14 protein-coding genes are annotated in these 17,666 nt (G+C 40.2%); 7 read left to right on the top strand and 7 right to left on the bottom strand.

The window, feature by feature from the left end:
- Positions 1–13: 13 nt before the first annotated feature.
- The 6 genes from PL_RS08420 to PL_RS08395 all read right to left on the bottom strand — a co-directional run bounded on the left by PL_RS08420 (position 14) and on the right by PL_RS08395 (position 6,707).
- Entirely contained in the window at positions 14–271 is a 258-nt protein-coding gene (locus tag PL_RS08420) for a hypothetical protein (RefSeq protein WP_041880940.1), read from the bottom strand.
- Between the two features lie 4 nt (positions 272–275).
- Entirely contained in the window at positions 276–1,019 is a 744-nt protein-coding gene (locus PL_RS08415; RefSeq protein WP_041880941.1) for a ParA family protein, read from the bottom strand.
- A gap of 233 nt (positions 1,020–1,252) precedes the next feature.
- Positions 1,253–2,155, bottom strand: coding sequence for a DMT family transporter (locus PL_RS08410; protein WP_082035884.1), 903 nt, complete (start codon positions 2,153–2,155; stop codon positions 1,253–1,255).
- A 100-nt stretch (positions 2,156–2,255) separates the two neighbouring features.
- Positions 2,256–5,399, bottom strand: a complete 3,144-nt coding sequence (locus PL_RS08405; RefSeq protein ID WP_041880943.1) for a lantibiotic dehydratase — start codon at positions 5,397–5,399, stop codon at positions 2,256–2,258.
- 84 nt (positions 5,400–5,483) lie between these two features.
- On the bottom strand, positions 5,484–6,497 hold the full coding sequence (locus PL_RS08400; RefSeq protein WP_348621436.1) for a sensor histidine kinase: 1,014 nt from the start codon (positions 6,495–6,497) through the stop codon (positions 5,484–5,486).
- Positions 6,498–6,707 carry a hypothetical protein gene (locus tag PL_RS08395; RefSeq protein ID WP_041880949.1) on the bottom strand — a complete coding sequence of 70 codons (210 nt, stop codon included), beginning with the start codon at positions 6,705–6,707 and terminating at the stop codon, positions 6,498–6,500.
- A 583-nt stretch (positions 6,708–7,290) separates the two neighbouring features.
- Here PL_RS08395 and PL_RS08390 point away from each other — a divergent pair.
- From PL_RS08390 to PL_RS08375, 4 genes are all read left to right on the top strand, one after another.
- Positions 7,291–8,727, top strand: coding sequence for an amino acid permease (locus PL_RS08390; protein ID WP_041880951.1), 1,437 nt, complete (start codon positions 7,291–7,293; stop codon positions 8,725–8,727).
- Between the two features lie 152 nt (positions 8,728–8,879).
- The gene (locus tag PL_RS08385) at positions 8,880–9,482 is read left to right on the top strand and encodes a TetR/AcrR family transcriptional regulator (protein ID WP_041880953.1); all 603 of its coding nucleotides are present in this window, start codon (positions 8,880–8,882) and stop codon (positions 9,480–9,482) included.
- 103 nt (positions 9,483–9,585) lie between these two features.
- The gene (locus tag PL_RS08380) at positions 9,586–10,434 is read left to right on the top strand and encodes an oxidoreductase (RefSeq protein WP_041880955.1); all 849 of its coding nucleotides are present in this window, start codon (positions 9,586–9,588) and stop codon (positions 10,432–10,434) included.
- 27 nt (positions 10,435–10,461) lie between these two features.
- Positions 10,462–11,208 (top strand): SDR family oxidoreductase, encoded by a 747-nt coding sequence (locus PL_RS08375; RefSeq protein WP_041880958.1) that lies wholly within the window; start codon positions 10,462–10,464, stop codon positions 11,206–11,208.
- 73 nt (positions 11,209–11,281) lie between these two features.
- Here the strand turns inward: PL_RS08375 and PL_RS08370 are convergent, their stop codons facing one another.
- Positions 11,282–12,217: a DUF6268 family outer membrane beta-barrel protein gene (locus PL_RS08370; RefSeq protein ID WP_041880960.1), complete on the bottom strand. Its 936-nt coding sequence runs from the start codon at positions 12,215–12,217 to the stop codon at positions 11,282–11,284.
- 313 nt (positions 12,218–12,530) lie between these two features.
- Here PL_RS08370 and PL_RS08365 point away from each other — a divergent pair, with 313 nt between their 5' ends.
- From PL_RS08365 to PL_RS08355, 3 genes are all read left to right on the top strand, one after another.
- On the top strand, positions 12,531–15,764 hold the full coding sequence (locus PL_RS08365; RefSeq protein ID WP_082035886.1) for a SusC/RagA family TonB-linked outer membrane protein: 3,234 nt from the start codon (positions 12,531–12,533) through the stop codon (positions 15,762–15,764).
- Between the two features lie 21 nt (positions 15,765–15,785).
- Positions 15,786–17,156, top strand: coding sequence for a RagB/SusD family nutrient uptake outer membrane protein (locus PL_RS08360; protein ID WP_041880962.1), 1,371 nt, complete (start codon positions 15,786–15,788; stop codon positions 17,154–17,156).
- Positions 17,157–17,358: 202 nt separating this feature from the next.
- A complete protein-coding gene (locus PL_RS08355) occupies positions 17,359–17,625 on the top strand; it encodes a hypothetical protein (RefSeq protein WP_111631991.1) in 267 nt (88 codons plus the stop codon).
- Positions 17,626–17,666 lie beyond the last annotated feature (41 nt).

The raw sequence follows: 17,666 nt of genomic DNA, 5'->3' as shown, positions 1-17,666 counted from the left end.
GGTATGACCGGGGCTATACCTCGTATTCTCTTTCTATGACAGTCAGAATCAGATCTCTGACGGTAATTCCCTGCTGTGCGCCCAATATTTTTAATGCTTTTAAAGAGCTTTTCTTAAGCCTTAAAGGGTAGGTCACGATTTCTTCTTCAGGTAAAATCTCCTGTTTCGCATCTTTTGCATGCGTATCTTTTAATGGAGAATTAAACAGCGCAGATACCCCTCCCAGATTTTTATTGTTATCCTCTATATCCCCTAAATTTTTCTTTGCCATAATCTTATATTTTTGCTAAAATTTCGTCTGTCAGATTTGCATAATCCACAGCCGCATTTGAAGCCGGGGCATATTCAAAAATGTCTATACCTTTCAATTGTGCTTCTACCAGTGCTACATTTATACGGATAGAGGTATCAAATAATTTATCATTGAAATATTTCTTGATACTCTCTGTGATCTGTTCTGTAATGATTCTTCTTGGATTAATCTTGGTGATAAATACCCCGCCGATAGTCAGGTTTTCATTATAGTGTTTTCTTACATCAGAAATAATGGATACCAGACGGTCTATTCCTCTGTAGGCAAAATATTCAGCCTCCAGCGGGATCATTACAGTATCAGCAGCTACCAATGCATTTACGGTCAGCATTCCCAGGGCAGGAGCACAGTCAATCAGTACATAGTCATACTTTCCTTCTACAGTTTTTAATAATCTTTTAAGAATAGTCTCTCTGCCAAGTCTTGATACCAGTTCAATTTCTGCACCCAGTAAATCCAGTGAAGAAGGAATGATGTCCAAATAGGGTGAAATTGTTTCAATAGGTAATGCAGTATCATCTTTGATACTATCATAGATAGATAACTTAACATCTCTGAGTCCTAAACCTTCAGTTAAGTTTGACTGCGGATCGATATCAATCAGCAATGTTTTTTTCTCTGCACGTGCTAATCCTGCACCAATGTTCAGCGTGGAGGTTGTTTTGCCTGTACCACCTTTATGGTTTATAATCGCTATAATCTTCATCTAAATGTGTCTTTATACAAAGGCGCAATGATACTAAGACGCATTGATATCTTAGTATCATTGCATCCATATTTTATTTAAGAGTAAGATTTTCAGTGGTTTTAATTTCTTGTAGTTTTGAACGATCAAAAGATTAAACCTGTAAAAGCAGAAAGAGATACGATTATTGCCTTCCTGGCTGCAATAAAACAGAGCCATGGAGAATAGCTACCCCTGAACTGCCTGAATAACTCTTATGGAGATTTGACCGGTTTAAACTTCTGATAAAAATAATCCGAAAGAATAATCATTAAAACAGCAATCAGGATCAGCAGGATACCCAGTACCAGGTTTCGGGTAATGGCTTCCCTGAATGCCAGAATACCCACTGCAACGGCCACAAGAGGCTCCAGTGCACCAAGTATTGCCGTCACTGTTGATCCTACATATTGTACAGCAAATATCATGGCCACACAGGAGATGGCAGTAGTCAGTAAAGCCAGTAAGACCAGATCTGTAACGGATCTGGCATCTGGTAAAGGCTGTAATCCGGTTGCGAGCTGTGCTCTCGCAGCGAAGAAAATAGCTGTAAAACCCATTACATAAAAGGTTAATTTATAACCGGACATCAATTGTATTCTTGATTTATTGATTGCAACAATATAAATGGCATAACAGAAGGCTGCCAGTAAAATTGCACCCATACCCAGCAGGTTCAGCGTCATGCCATTCTCTCCCTTATACAAAAGTGATACGCCCAGAAATGCAGTGACAATCGCTGCCATAGTGATCAGACTAATCTTTTCTTTAAAAAAGACGGCCATTAAAATGGCTACGAATACCGGGTAAATAAACAAGATGGTTGAAGCAGTACCCACGCCCAGATAATCATAACTGATCAGCAGGTATTGCGCTGATAAACCATATAGTATGCCCAGAAGAGCCAGAGGAATCAACTCCCTTTTCAGAATCTTAAAAGACTCTTTTTTGAAAAGCATAAACAGGCCGATCAGTAAAGAAGCACAGGCAAAGCGATAACATAACAGGGAGTCATGCGGAAATCCTTTACGCATTAAAGGTAAAGCAAAGAGCGGTATGAGGCCAAAAGTTGCGGACGAGATACATCCCCAAAAATAGCCTTTGACTTTAGTATTCATTTAAATGTCGGATTAGAATGGGTCGTCAGAAATGACAGCTCAAGATATTAATTTCTTTTCGACAATCAGCTGTTCATTCCGGTTCCGGCTTAAAAATATTTCAGGAAGCTGAATTTTTTGTCTGTGCGATTACCGATTGATAATAACGATCCAGCAGATGATATATCATCATCTCATTTGTTCTCGCATCAGCAATAAATAGCCGGTTCAGCATCATGTGCAGATAAGAGCTTAAAAGATTTTCCAGCTGAATATTGTCCAGTCCCGCTGCATTTAATATCCCGGGTACAAGAGCACTGATTTCCTGCGATCTGAATTCCAGGAGTGCGACCAGCTGATCATATTCCGGTATCGGATCCTGAGATTTATCCAGAATCCGGGTAATTATATTTCTATGATCGGCATATTTTTTATTAATCTGGGTCTTTACAAATTTGTCTACCCCAAACTCTATGGCAAAACTCTCCCTGATAATACCCATTAAGCTGCTTTTCTGTTGCAGCGAAAGCGCGAAATCGTCCAGCAGCCTGTCCGCAGCTTTCATACCCCAGATCCAGCGTTTATCTTCTCTGTCATCTGCACCGGTAAGCGATAAGAAATTGAGCTGGGCAGTACTGTCTGCATGAAAAATGGATTCTGCATATTCAATTCCATTTTCACCATAACGTTCCATTTCACGCCGATAAGAATCAATCTGAGATTTCCAGATCACACCGTTTAATTCCAGATCAGCCATATAGCTGCTGACTTTGTTCAGACAGGTGCCGATCAGGTTAACATTAGTCAGCTGAAATCTTACCCTCAAATGGAACTGAGGATCAGTATAACGGATAAAAAACCACTGATTAATCACGCCCGTTTCTTTCAGCTCATCAACCAGAGGAGTAAGGTACTCTTCCAGTATTTTATCACCGTATACCGCGCCGCAGTACCATTTATAGTATACCCAGCCGGAACCTGGGGTAAATGTTCTGATTATTTTCCCAGTAACATTCGCTTTGAGCTGCTGATGAAGAGGAAGCGCATAAACAGGAGCCGACTTGATCAGTGAGGCTATCAGCTGATTGATAAAAGGCTTACCTTCCGGGCTGGCTATGGAAGATGCCGGATCATATAAAAATTCCTTCAGCAGAACCAGTGGTCTGTTTCTGATCGTTTTTAACCAGCTTGGTATCATAAACCTGTTGTCCAGATCGATTAAAAGCTCATTATCGCCATCAGCCAGGACAAGATATCTCGGCAAGGCCCATTGCTTTCTGAATGCCGCAATAACGTCCGGCAGATTTTCGTCTGTTGCGGTCAGCAGTGCTTTCAATTCCTCTTTTCTGAACTGCCACTGTGCCGGCGTGAGTATAATATTTTTGTACTTCGCTCTTGGCAGAAAGGTATGTTGGCTGGCCAGGCTACCCCAGTTAAATCTGAAACCTGATCTCAGATCGCGGGTTTGCAGATCACAAAGAAACTGATATACCGGTAAAGCTTTGGAGCTAAAATTATGCGCAGTACTTAAGCGCGGAATAATCTCTTTATCCAGTTTTTTTGAATACAGTATAATCTTACCGTTTTTTACGGCTATCATCAGATCGCTGGAATTAATCCGCTCATCTGCGCCGAGGGAAGACTTCCCTAAATAAGGTATTTCGTGGTCTCTGAATACAGTATGAAGTAAAATATTCCCCAGTCTGCTTTCAGGCAGATGAATGATTTCTGCAAATATAACGTCCGGATTGGTCTGCTGTTCGGCAAGAGCTATTTCCTTAACCAGTTCATGAATATCTTTATCGATATGCGTAAATCTGCCCAGCAGGTTTGCTGCACTGGAACCACTGATGTTTTCTAAAAGAATCGTGTTTTCGGCCTCGTCCACTAATCTGAACAGGGCTGAAACTGAAGGCGGGGTATCATCCCATTGCGGGGAAAAGTCTTTAAAATCTTCTTCTGTGAACAAAACTTCATTAACCTGTTTCACCAATGCCTCGCTGACCTTATCAAAAAGAAGTCTGGAAGTCCTGTTGAAACTGATCTGATTTGTTCCCTTATGTCCTTGATCAGGCAGAATCAGATCATCAATTAAAGGCGAGACATTATGGCTGCGGTTTTCCAGATAGCCCAGTCCTGTTTCGGCATCCATTACTTCCAGCAGGGGCATGGCTTTATCTTCATAACGTGTGTAATACCTTTGCGCAAAGGAGGAAAGATTATCCTGTTTATTTTCCGGATACAGACAATTTAACAACCAGAAGGATTCAGCAAGACTTTCCTGTATGGCAAGATCCATTTTTCCTGCGGGCAGCTTGCGGCTCATATCTGTCTGGAAAAGCAACGCTTCCTCAAATTCCACATCCAGTAGCTTAATCAGCCCGATAATTTCCTGATAACAGGAATGCGGATTATACAAATGCTGGTCAAGGTCTTTTAAGCGCTGTTCTATTGCCGTTAAAATTTCAATGACCTTAATCAGGTATTCATCCCCGGTGTTTGTCCTGATCCTTTGAAGCGTATCCAGTATCTGATAGATAAATTCATGACCGGTAATTGCCGGCTCAAGTTCACTAACCAGTATCTGCGAGTCAATCAGTTCTCCGGTAAAACGTAAGGCTTCTTCAGCGCTGATATTTTCGTCAGTGATTAAATCAGCAATATCATGCAGCATTCTGCCTGTCTGACTAAAACTGATAATCTTTGTAAGATAAGCTGAATTAAATACCGCACTGATCTGGTGTGATCTTTTGTTATTTAAATAATGATATTCAACATATCTGATTTCATCAGCTATGGTATAAATGCTGGTATTCGGGAAGTATTTTAGCTCTGGTCTGATCGCAGGATGACCTGCTATTTTTTGAGCTAAGGCACAAAGATAATGCATATCCAGCCTGGTATGACGGCTAAATGTATGCTGAGCGATGGTTACGCTGGTTTTTTGGCGGGCCCAGTTAATCAGCGAACAACCTGAAAACAGACCAAAAGGAGTGGAGCGCGAGCTCATTCTGCTCAGGTATCTGAGTAAAGAATTTGTGATCCGGACTATATCCTTTTTGCCGCTGATTTCTCCATTCTTTAGCTTCTGGCATTCTCTGAATAGTACAGGAGAAGCCAGATAAACCGCTTCAAGAAAAGCGTCATTATTTAAAAATAAGCTGATATCTTCAGCTTTATAATCACTCTTAAAAGCATAATGCGGAGTGCGCAGTATTAAACCGGGGTGAAACAGGTAAGGGAAATTTTTTTGCTCACTTTTCATATAGTATTCCTCCCTCCATGTTTATAATCTGTAAGATGTAACCGGTTAATAGGTCTTTGAGTCCAGTTTGAACAAATCGTATGGTTAACTTCTGATATAAAGTTCAGCAGAGTACCAGTTGTGCTGATCCTGTACATCTAAGGTATACTTATCATGGTATAGAAAATCCATCCTTCTGCGAAGATTTTTAAGTCCCGTTCCATTTGAAGAAGCCTTTGGAGCCGTGTTTTTTTTGTTTTGTACACTGAAGAATATTCCCGAATGATCAGCCTTCATCGTAAATCTGATTGGATTATCTTTATCCAGGAGATCACCATATTTAAAGGCATTCTCTACCAGTGTAATTAATGAATGCGGTACAATCTGAAAATGATCTTCCTCTTCATATTCTTTGGTAAAGACAACATTCAGTCTGTTATTGAACCTGATATTGTTGATCTTAATCAGATTCTCAATATGTTCCACTTCTAATGATAACCGGACCTTTTCAGTATCCATTTTTAACGTATATCTTAAAATATCAGTCAGCGTAATGATACCATCTGCCACTTCAGGGTTTACTTTGAAAATCTTGGTATAGAAATAACTTAAGGTGTTATAAAGGAAATGCGGACTTAGCTGTTCTTTTAAAAACTGATTTTCTATTTCTACCTTTTGCTGTTCAAGTAACTTAATGTTTTTTGCTTTTTTTATACTGTCTATAGCGAACCAGTATCCAAGTGCATAGATGAAATATTCGAAGAATACAAAAATGCAGAAATGAATAAAAGGAACTTTAAAAAATGATTGCGTTGGACTGAGCAGCAGATGAATGTCTTTAACCCCTTTGGAAATGTATCTGAAAAAACAGAACAGGGTAAAACAGATAATCATGTACAGAATACCAAGCGCAATTTTTTTCTTCTTTGATAAAGCCGGTATAACTAAAAAAGCAAAGTAATAGAATAACCCGACTGCCATGGTATGGCCAATCAAAAGATCGCCCAGATGAAAAGTGGCAGGAAAGGTCAGATAAGTTATTCCTATGCCGTACGCTATATAGAGCGTCCAGCAAAGGATATTAATTAATACGACGTTGCTCTTAAATCTGTTGATCAATTAGAAAGAAAGTATGATGGATGCTATTATAGTAGTAGGATCCATATCAGTGGTTCCCAGTGTCTGGTTAGTTGTTCCTGTAGTTGGTTTGTCATCCCTGAAATTCATACCCGCTTCACCGCTGTTTGAGCTCGTATTTCTGGCATTAAGTTTCACAATAGTTTTTTTTCCTAAAAAAAGGGTTCCGTTTGGTCTAAGGTTATTTTTCATCAGTAAATAATTGTTTTTTCGTAGTGTTTATTTTTTAATGGAGATGAAGCTATCATTTGCCGGCAGGTTTCAGTTGGTTTTTTGCTGCGCACGATGGTTTCATCGTCATTAATTTATCTTAAGTATAAACGAGTTATAGTTAACTCCCTGGCAATATACATCAATTACTGTATTGTATCCAATGCTTATTTAAAAAATAACATAGAATTTATATCAGTAGATCATATAATTCCTGGCATAATTCAGCAAGGTTGGGTTCGGCGCTAAACAAGGGGCTTTCAAGGGCTCAAAAAGCCTGTTGAAAGGACATTGAAAGGGGGTTGGAAGGACGTTGGAAGGACCTTGAAAGGACTTTGGTCCTTCCAACCCCCTCTCAATGTCCCTTTAATGCCGTTTTAACAGGCTTTTTGAACCCTTTTCATCCTTCAGCTTCTGCGCGAATCAGTTCCTGAAATATTTAAAATTATTTCTTCAATTAATAGTTGAAGTGGATATAAGTTTACATTTTTGTTGGAATTTAGAATAGCAGCAGATTTTACAGCTGCTTTGCGCTCATTTTACCATTAGTTTAATACCATAGGAATTGAAACAAGTAAACGAAAAACCTGAAGAAAACAAGCTCAAAAGAGGTTTGCAAAACAGGCATATCCAATTGATTGCTCTTGGAGGTGCTATAGGAACAGGCCTGTTTTTAGGTATAGGCCCCGCAGCTGTGCTGGCTGGTCCTTCAGTAATTTTAGGTTATACCCTGGCCGGTATAATTGCCTTTTTTATTATGCGCCAACTCGGCGAAATGGTGGTGGAAGAACCTGTATCGGGTAGTTTTAGTCACTTTGCCTATAAATACTGGGGCTCATTTGCAGGTTTTGCCTCTGGCTGGAATTACTGGGTACTCTATATCCTGGTCAGTATGTCAGAACTAACGGCAATCGGGATATACATACATTTCTGGTGGCCTTCAATTCCGTTATGGACATCTAGTCTGTTCTTTTTTCTGACTATTAATGCACTGAACCTGACTTCGGTTAAAGTTTACGGGGAGGTAGAGTTCTGGTTCTCCATTATTAAAGTAATTGCTATTATAGCGATGATCTTTTTTGGTGTTTATTTACTGGTAAGCGGAACGGGCGGAGAGCAGGCCAGCGTACAAAATCTCTGGAATGACGGTGGCTTTTTTGCCAAAGGACTGCTAAGTTCGGATGGTAATGGTGGTTTCCAGGGTTTGTTTTCGGCGATAGCATTGATTATGTTTTCTTTTGGCGGACTGGAATTGATTGGGATAACTGCAGCCGAAGCTGAACAACCTGAAAAAACTATTCCTAAAGCAACTAATCAGGTCATTTATCGTATCCTGATTTTCTATGTTGGTGCGCTGATTATTCTTTTTTCACTGTCACCATGGAAGAACATCACTACAGACAGCAGCCCTTTTGTAATGGTCTTTGAAAGTTTAAAAGGATTTCAGTTTGTTCTTTTTGGTAAAACTATATATTTTACCAGTGTGATAGCCAATGTGCTCAACATGATTGTTTTAACAGCTGCATTATCTGTATATAACAGCTGTGTTTACAGCAATAGCCGCATGCTTTTTGGGTTGGCCCAGCAGGGAAATGCACCTGGATTTTTATCTAAGCTCAACAAAAATCATGTACCGCTGAATGCTATTCTGATTTCCGGTCTTTTTGTAGCTGTATGTATAGTAATCAACAAATTAATGCCCGAAAAAGCATTGGGTATCCTGATGTCGCTTGTAGTTTCTTCATTGATGATCAACTGGTTAATGATTAGTATTACGCATTTGAAGTTCAGAAAAATAAAAGGTGCCGAACAGGTGAAAACAAAGTTTCCTTCCTTTATCTATCCGCTGTCCAATTATATCTGTCTGGTTTTCCTGGTAGGGATTTTAGTTATTATGTGGATAACGGGTATGAAACTGCCGGTTGAACTGATTCCGGGCTGGCTTGTGCTTTTATATGTATGTTATCTGCTCGTTAAGCGCAAACAACAGCAACAGGCTTAACGTAGTTTTCGTTTTTGCTGTAAAAGGATCTGAGCTTATACTCAGATCCTTTTTTTGTGCATAATACCCTGATCAGTAAACTGATTGACACAGATAAGTAATATAAAATATATTTCTTCCTTTTATTATACCAATCGGTATATATTTGAGCTATGAACAAGCCCTATTCAAAAGCAGCACGTACCCGGAACTTTATTATTGAAAGTACTGCCGTGATTTTTAATAAAAAAGGCTATGCCGGTACCTCGCTTACAGACCTGACCAGTGCAACCGGATTGACAAAAGGGAGTATCTATGGGAATTTTGCCAATAAGGAAGAAGTAGCACTCGCAGTTTTTGAATATAACTTCTCAAGGGTTAACCGTCTGACATCCGAAAAGATTAACCAGGCAAAGACATTTGAAGAAAAACTGAGGTGTTATGTGGATGCTTACAGAAGTATGATGAAAGATACAATGTGCCGTGGGGGCTGTCCGGTGCTGAATACAGCAACAGAGGCAGATGATACCAATAGCCTGCTGAGAGATAAAGCAGCTGGTGTTGTAGCTGCGTGGGAAGAGAGTCTGACCCGCTTAATTCAGCAAGGGATACAGGCCGGTGAGTTTAAAAAGGATGTGAATGTCCGGAAAACTGCTTTGTCAATTGTAGCCCTGATAGAAGGAGGGATCATGATTGCTAAGATAAGGGGAGATATGAGCTGTATGGATAATGTATTAAGCACTGCAGAAATGCTTATAGACCAGATGATAATTTAAATTTTTTTTATCCTTTAATATACCGATCAGTATAATATAACTTCTCTGATCACTGATATTTCAACAAATTATACTAATAAAAATATACTAATCCATTAAAATTATGAGTAAGCAAAAAATATGGTTTATCACCGGAGCTTCAAGAGGTTTCGGATTCGATATCACAAAAGCGGCACTGGCAGCCGGAGATAAAGTCATTGCTACAGTCCGCAAAAATCCTGAAAACCTGGAAAGGGCTTTTCAGCACAGCACTAATCTGCTGGTAACTGTTCTTGATGTCATCAGCGAAGAACAGGTTAAAAATGCAGTCGAAAGGGCAGTTCAGCATTTTGGGAGAATTGATGTACTGGTCAATAATGCCGGATACGGACTGCTGGCAGCAACTGAAGAAGCGACAGATGCAGAAGTCAGAAAACAATACGATACGAATGTATTTGGACTGTTAAATGTTACCAGAGCAGTCTTACCACAGCTGAGAAGCCAAAAGTCAGGACATATTATCAATATTTCTTCTCTTTTTGGTTATAGCGCATCAGCTGCAGGATTTGGCTTATACGGTTCAACAAAATATGCCGTGGAAGGAATCTCTGAAGGGTTGGCATTGGAGCTTAAACCTTTCGGTATTCATGTGACTGCAGTTGCTCCGGGTTTGTTCAGCACTGATTTTGTCTCTGCGGATTCTTATGTTTCTTCGGCTAAGATACTGGATGCCTATGCTGAAACAGTCGGTGTAGTCAGGGGAGTGGTTGGTCAGCTTCACGGTAATCAGCCTGGCGATCCGGCAAAACTGGCAGACGTTATCGTACAGCTGGCCGCCAGTGAAAATCCGCCGCTTCATTTACCTGTTGGAAAAGATGCTGTACAACTATTCAAAGACAGTAAAGCACGGGTTTCTGCAGAAGTTGAAGCCTGGGAAACTATTTCCGGCAGTACTGATCATATTAAAAATTAAAAAATCATAGCTATAAATTATCAAAAAATGAATCTATCAAATCATACAGTCCTTATATCAGGCGGAACTGCCGGTATTGGATTTGAAATCGCTAAATTATTAACTGAAAAAGGTAATCATGTAATTATCACCGGTCGTGATCAGAAACGTCTGGATGAAGCAGTGTCTAAACTGGATAATGTTACCGGAATATTATTTGATACTACAAAAGAAGAAGAAGTTGATCGTCTGGTCAGCAGAATCGGGGCAGATTTCCCCAGCTTAAATGTAGTCATCAATAATGCAGGTCTTGCTTATGCTTATGATGTCACTGCTGGATTAAAGTCTTGGGAAAAAGCAGAACAGGAGATGTATACGAACTATGTCTCATTAATCCGCCTGACAGAAAAAATGCTTCCGCATTTGCTTAAACAGGAGACAGCTGCGCTGGTAAATGTGAGTTCTGTTGCTGCACTCGCCCCTCATGTTGCAGTACTGACTTACAGCGCAAGTAAAGCAGCTGTACATGCTTATAGTGAAGGTTTGCGTCTGGCTTTAAAAGATACCAGTGTGAAGGTATTTGAACTGATGCCGCCTTTGGTGAACACTGAATTTTCTAAAGAAATAGGCGGGCAGGAGAACGGTATTCCTGCTTCACAGGTGGCAACTGAATTTGCAGCTGCTTTTGAAAGAAATGTATATGAAATTCATGTTGGGGCAACTGCGCAGATATTTGGACTGGCCAGAACTTCGCCTGCAACGGCATTTAATGCCATAAATGGAGTAGAAGTTTAATCAGGCCTGCTCTTAAACAGATTAAAAGCCATTTCCTGCAAAAAGAAATGGCTTTTATCTTTTGATAACCTGCTTATTTCGAAATTGGTTTCAGTCTGTATCTGATTCCGGCAGTAACAAACATATTGCCGCCTAATTTATTTATCTGTGGTTCTGAGAACAGATTTTTTATACCACTTTCCTTCAGATCGAAATTTCTCAGAATCATATAACCTCCGCCCAGCACAAAATCAAAGTGTTTGCTTTTCCATTTAGCTTCCAGTCCTGCAGGAAGTTCCATATAGTTCAGATAGCGTCTTTTAGGATCAGCATTGTTTTCTGTATCAAAACTTGTATTTCTGAATCTGACTGCCAGTTTAAGCTCCATTTTTTTGGTCAGATCATAAGCCGTGCTTACTTCTGTAGGTACATCAATATTGAATTTGAACTTGCCTTCGGTCTGGAAGTGCAGCATCAGACCTGGTAAAAGAATAGGGGCATTCAGTGCATTCATGACAAAACCGCCAAAGCCATAGGAAAATCCCGGATGAGGAGTTTTAATGAAAAGCACACCGCCGTTAATATACAGATCATGATAGTCTATCTTTTTAAGATCTGAATTGATTCCTGCAGATAACAGACCAACCATGGACCAGTTATTTTTCAGGGTATGAAAATGACTTACGCCCAACGTACTGCTGAATAACCGTTCAGGAGTCATATCCTTGTCACTGGCTTTTTTACTCAGCTGCGTATAACTCCCGTCAATCATCCCGGTCCAGCGGCTTACTTTTTTTGTAACCGGGTCAAATTTATCTGAGATCAGAAAGCTGTAGCCAAGGTCAATCCTTTTTTGAGTCTTTTCTGCATTTTGTACATTTCCATCCTTCTGCTGATATTTCGTTTCCGGGACATAAATCGTATTGATGTCAATCGTATTAACAGGACTAAACTGAGCGTAAACACTTGTGCCCGTTAGCAGGAGAAGAAGAACAAGTGAATTTTTTAATGGCTGAATTTTCTTAAACATAAAATCTGATGTTAGAGTTAATTTATTTTTTGTGCTGAACCTTATTTTTGTTGTTCGGGATTATGACAACATCTTTAGATTCTACCCTGACACGGAAATGAAATTTATTTTTCAAAGGCAGAAAATGGCCTTTATTTGGGCTAAAACATTGTTGCTTCCTGGTACAAGCTGTAGACATTGTCCACAATTAGAAACAGTCTTAATAATGTAAAACACTTAAAAAGAATGTTTTAATCCGTTTTTAATCTGTGGAGCAAAAATTGCGATTGTGCTTCTTTAATAACTTGCTCATTACTTAAGGATTTTGTATCAGATGAAAAGAAACCCGTTACCGTATTTTGTATTTTTACTCGCACTGGTGTTCAGCACCAGTTTCGCTCATGGCGCTGTTCATAGAAAAAACCTGTCTGCATACCGTGCAGTTTTATTTCAAACCGACACGATTCCGAAAGATTCGGTAAAAAAAGATTCCCTTAAAAAGGACACTGTCAAAAAGGATTCGGCTAAAAAAGATTCGGTTAAACCTGATGTTGTTATACCAGCAGTAGTGAAGGCCGTAAAAGATACTGCAGACAGTCAAACTGTGCAGGATTCTGTCAGTGGTAAAGTTTCTGATTCCGGCGGGCCGCTGATCGGTGTGGTGGTCACTGTAAAAGGTGGAAAAGAAAAAGCGCTGACAGATGCTAAAGGAAATTACAGAATCGCAGCAGCAGATAATGCTGTGCTGGTCTTTGCCTATATGGGGTATAAGGCTAAAGAAGAACCCGTAAATAAGCGTAAAACAATCAGTGTGCTTATGCAGACGGAGTCAAAAGTACTGAATGAGGTACAGGTTGTGGCTACGGGATATGGAACAGTGAACAGGACCAAATTGACCAGTTCTGTTTCCAGTATCCAGGCAGATCAGCTTAAAAACGATGTTTTACCAACGATAACCCAGGCTATCCAGGGTAAAGCGGGTGGAGTTCAGGTTACACAGAAATCCGGATCCCCGGGTGGTGGTCTGAATATCCGTATCAGGGGTACAACTTCAATTAATGCCGGTTCTGATCCCTTATATGTGGTTGATGGTATACCGGTAAACAGTACTACTAACTTTACAGGTGGCAGTGACTTTAACTTTGGGGGAGGGACACAGGGAATCAATATCCTGGCTTCGATTAACCCATCAGATGTACAGTCAGTAGAGATTTTGAAAGATGCCGCTTCTTCTTCCATTTATGGGGCAAGGGCTGCAAATGGCGTGGTGCTGATTACCACCAAAAAAGGTCAGCCGGGCTTAAGTACCTTTAGTTTTAATGCTTATGAAGGATTCTCTCAGGTACCTGATGAGCGGAAATATAAAATGATGAATACCTCGGAATACCAGGATTACATGAAGGATTATTATAAATATCTGCTGGATGCCAATGGTCAGCCTACACCAGTTCCGGCTGGCGTTCTGGCTAATCCGGGAACAAATACCAACTGGCAGAATGAGATCTTCAGAACTGCGCCTACCAGAAGTTATGAATTATCAGCACGTGGTGGATCTGAAAAAACACAATATTATACTTCCATTGGTTATATGCGTCAGGCAGGGGTGATTTTAAACTCTGATTTCAGCCGTCTAAGTGCAAGACTGAATCTGGATCATCAGCACAGCGATAAATTAAAATTCTCTGCCCGTGTAAATCTGACCAGAGCATTGAATGACCGTATACAGGAAGAAAATTCTAAAGAGGGCTCTACCAAAAATGGTATTTTTGCACCTCCTAATATTCCGGTTTATAATCCTGACGGCGGTTATGCTTATGACCAGGTAAATACTAATCGGGAGAACCCTGTTGCCATGCTGCGGCTGCCGGTGAATAATTCACAGACATTCAGAGTACTGGCCAGTGTTGCTGCCGAATATAAAATTATTCCGGATCTGACATTAAAAACCAGCTTCGGTGCAGATCTGAGTTTCATTGATGAGACTTTCTTTATGCCGCCTAATGGTATACGTTCGTTTGCCGCACAGGGTGGAATTGGTGCGCAAAGAAACACAAGAGATCAGTTGTGGGTGAATGAAACGACCCTGAATTATCAGAAAACTTTTGGTAATCATCATATCGATGCGCTTGCGGGTGCTTCTGTGCAACAGTCACGTATCCAGTTTGTGGATGCAAGACGGTCTAATTTTCCTTCCAATGATATCCAGTATATATCTGCAGGAGGAACAATTACCGGTGCAAATTCTTTTCCTGAAGAATGGAGTATAGCTTCAGGATTTACGAGAGTAAATTATGATTATAAAGGAAAATATCTTTTAACTGCGAACTTCAGGGTAGACGGATCTTCAAGATTTGGTGTAAATAACCGTTATGGAACCTTTCCTTCATTCGGAGCGGCCTGGCGTGCCTCTGATGAAGATTTCCTGAAAAGCAATAGGATCATCAGTAATCTGAAATTCAGAACCAGCTGGGGGATAACAGGAAATCAGAATATTCCTAATTATGCCAGTTATTCGTTGTACAGCGGCAGTAATAATTATCTGGGAAATCCAGGTTATGTGCCTAATGTACTGGGGGATAAAAACCTGAAATGGGAAACAACCAAACAGCTGAATTTTGGACTGGATCTTGGATTGCTGAACAACCGGATCTCTTTACTGGCCGATTACTATATTAAAAACACTTCTGATCTGCTTGTAGGTATTTCCATTCCATCGAGCTCTGGTTTCCAGAATCGTTTTACCAACGTAGGTAAAATTCAGAATAAAGGATTCGAATTTGAACTGACTACACAGAATCTGGTAGGCGCATTGAAATGGAATACGACTTTTAACATGTCATTTAACAGGAACAAGGTTGTGTCATTACCGGGAGGTGAGCTTTCCGGAGGGCCGGGAGGCTTAAATATTGCCAGAGAAGGCTTGCCGCTGGGTTCATTTTATGGCTGGAAGATGTCTGGCGTGAATCCTCAGACCGGGCTTATTGATTACATCAAGCAGGATGGCAGTCTTGGTGCACCGACTGACCCGAAAGACCGCGGAATTATCGGTAACCCGAATCCGGACTTTTATGGTGGGATTACCAATACTTTCCAGTACAAAAACTTTGACCTGAGTATTATGGGCCAGTTCTCTTATGGAAATGATATTTTCAATTATAACCTGGCTTCCGGACTTGACGGAAGTAATAAAACAAGTAACGGTTTTGTGGATTGGAACAGACGCTGGAGAAATCCGGGTGATATTACTGACATACCGCGTCCTACACCGGGAAATTTTGATAATACTGCTATTTCTGATCGTTTTGTAGAGAATGGTTCTTTCTTCAGACTGAGAAATATCACACTGGGTTATACTTTGAATGATAAGTTAACACAAAAACTGAAGATCAGAAGCCTGCGTGTTTATACCACAGTACAGAATGCGTTTTTATTTACCAAATACAAAGGATATGATCCTGAAGTAAGTTCCAGCCATGGCGGACCAAATCAGGGGCTGACTTATGGCTATGACTATGGTAGCTATCCTCAGCCAAGAATCATTACTGCAGGTATCAATTTAACTTTCTAAGCACAATATTATAAACAGCACATGAAGACGATTTCATCCTATATATTAACAGCAGCAATTTTACTCAGTTTTTCATCCTGTAAAAAATTTCTTGACAGAGAGCCAATTGCGCAGATTACACCAGAAAATATCTTTACCTCACAGCAGGGAGCTCAATCTGCTGTAATGGGGGTATACAGAACACAGCTTGGCCCTTTCTCTTATGGACAATCACTGGTGATTGTTCCTGAATTTTCGGCCAGACACGTGAACCATGTATCCAGTTTTCCGGAATATGTAGATTTTAAGACTAATAGCATCCGTATTGATAATCCCTGGGTACAAAATATCTGGACAGCAGGTTATGCAGCAATTAATGCAGCTAATAATGTAGTGACCAAAGTAGCGGCAATGCCAGAGGGATCAATCGATCCGGACAAAAGACAGCAGTTTGTTAAAGAAGGAAGATTTATAAGAGCACTGAACTATTTTAACCTGGTCAGGGCATTTGGTGATGTGCCTTTGGTTTTAGCTCCGACAGGAGAAAATGATAATCTTAAAATACCCCGCAATACGGTAGCCGAAATTTATGCGCAGATTATTGCGGATCTTAAAGAGGCTTCTACGCTGCCAAACAGCTATGCAAATATTACCGAGACTAAAGGGAGGGCAACTGGTAATGCAGCTAAGGCACTTTTGGCTAAAGTTTACCTGTATAATGGAAGCGTAACGAATACTTACACAGAAGCTGCCAGGCTGGCTCAGGAGGTGATTTCCACAAGCGGCACCTCTATGCCGGTTGACTTTGGTTCTATATGGACTACAAAAAATACTTCCGAATCCATTTTTGAATTACAGTTTGATGCCCAGGCAACCAATGCATTGGCTGGTGTAAGTAACCCGAATGCATCTGTATTGTTTTTTGCAGAGGGAAAATCTATTGCCGATTTATACGATGCAGCAGATAAAAGGGGGAAGTTTACGATTTATCAGAATACAGCAGCAGATGCAAGATACTATATCGGGAAATACAGAATGTTTAACCCGGCCATTCAGAACTTTCCGGTGATCCGTCTGGCAGAAATTTATCTGATTCATGCCGAAGCTCAGGCACGTGTCGACGGGAGCGTGAGTGCAGCAGCTTACGGGTCTTATAAGAAAGTGCTGGACAGAGCTGGTATCACTGCTCCGGATATTTCTTCATTTACTTCTCTTGCCGCGTTTATAACGGCCGTACAGCATGAAAAAAGAAAAGAAATGATGTTTGAAGGAGAAGCCTGGTTTGACTATTGCAGAACAGGGCTGGCTTTGACCGAAATGATGTCTAAAGCTGATCCGAACTACTATTTGTATCCGATTCCGGATGCTGAACGCAGAAATAATCCTTCTTTAACCCAAAATAAAGGGTACTAAGCTGGTTTACAGAAATATAAAATGAATAAAGAGGCTGCAGGCCTCTTTATTCATTTTATAGCTAAATTACTATTTAGCTGAAAACTAGTGTCATGGGATTTTCATGCGCAGGAACTAAACTCATAGAATTGTAACTCTTTTAGGATGTTATTGCGCTTTAAATAGATTAAATGCATATTTAAGAAAGATAAGTCAAGATATTATGTTAGGAGAATTAATCGAAAAGGAGTCAATCGACGTTAGCGAAATTATAGCCGCAGATCAGAATCATATAGAAGAGTTAAAAGACAAACTCAGTGGTGCGCAGCGTTTAGGTAATGAATTCAAATCTAAAGCAGACATTACATTTAATACTAAATTTGGCCCGAAGACTGTAAACACGACAGTCTGGTCAGTTACAGAGAAATATATCCAGCTTAAAAACGGAATACACATTCCTTTGACCAGTCTGATTGATATAGATTTTTAAAAATTCTTCTTTTTACCGGAAAAATGAGAACTTAAGGCGAT

Origin of the sequence: Pedobacter lusitanus, from assembly GCF_040026395.1 — a bacterium.
Taxonomy (GTDB): Bacteria; Bacteroidota; Bacteroidia; order Sphingobacteriales; family Sphingobacteriaceae; genus Pedobacter; species Pedobacter lusitanus.
This window is presented reverse-complemented; position numbering and strand designations above follow the sequence as displayed.

What these genes read in the sequence shown, in the direction of transcription:
- PL_RS08420 (WP_041880940.1), bottom strand. Translation starts at nt 271, where the DNA reads ATGGCAAAGAAAAATTTAGGGGATATAGAGGATAACAATAAAAATCTG.
- PL_RS08415 (WP_041880941.1), bottom strand. Translation starts at nt 1,019, where the DNA reads ATGAAGATTATAGCGATTATAAACCATAAAGGTGGTACAGGCAAAACA.
- PL_RS08410 (WP_082035884.1), bottom strand. Translation starts at nt 2,155, where the DNA reads ATGAATACTAAAGTCAAAGGCTATTTTTGGGGATGTATCTCGTCCGCA.
- PL_RS08405 (WP_041880943.1), bottom strand. Translation starts at nt 5,399, where the DNA reads ATGAAAAGTGAGCAAAAAAATTTCCCTTACCTGTTTCACCCCGGTTTA.
- PL_RS08395 (WP_041880949.1), bottom strand. Translation starts at nt 6,707, where the DNA reads ATGAAAAATAACCTTAGACCAAACGGAACCCTTTTTTTAGGAAAAAAA.
- PL_RS08385 (WP_041880953.1), top strand. Translation starts at nt 8,880, where the DNA reads ATGAACAAGCCCTATTCAAAAGCAGCACGTACCCGGAACTTTATTATT.
- PL_RS08380 (WP_041880955.1), top strand. Translation starts at nt 9,586, where the DNA reads ATGAGTAAGCAAAAAATATGGTTTATCACCGGAGCTTCAAGAGGTTTC.
- PL_RS08375 (WP_041880958.1), top strand. Translation starts at nt 10,462, where the DNA reads ATGAATCTATCAAATCATACAGTCCTTATATCAGGCGGAACTGCCGGT.
- PL_RS08370 (WP_041880960.1), bottom strand. Translation starts at nt 12,217, where the DNA reads ATGTTTAAGAAAATTCAGCCATTAAAAAATTCACTTGTTCTTCTTCTC.
- PL_RS08365 (WP_082035886.1), top strand. Translation starts at nt 12,531, where the DNA reads ATGAAAAGAAACCCGTTACCGTATTTTGTATTTTTACTCGCACTGGTG.
- PL_RS08360 (WP_041880962.1), top strand. Translation starts at nt 15,786, where the DNA reads ATGAAGACGATTTCATCCTATATATTAACAGCAGCAATTTTACTCAGT.
- PL_RS08355 (WP_111631991.1), top strand. Translation starts at nt 17,359, where the DNA reads ATGTTAGGAGAATTAATCGAAAAGGAGTCAATCGACGTTAGCGAAATT.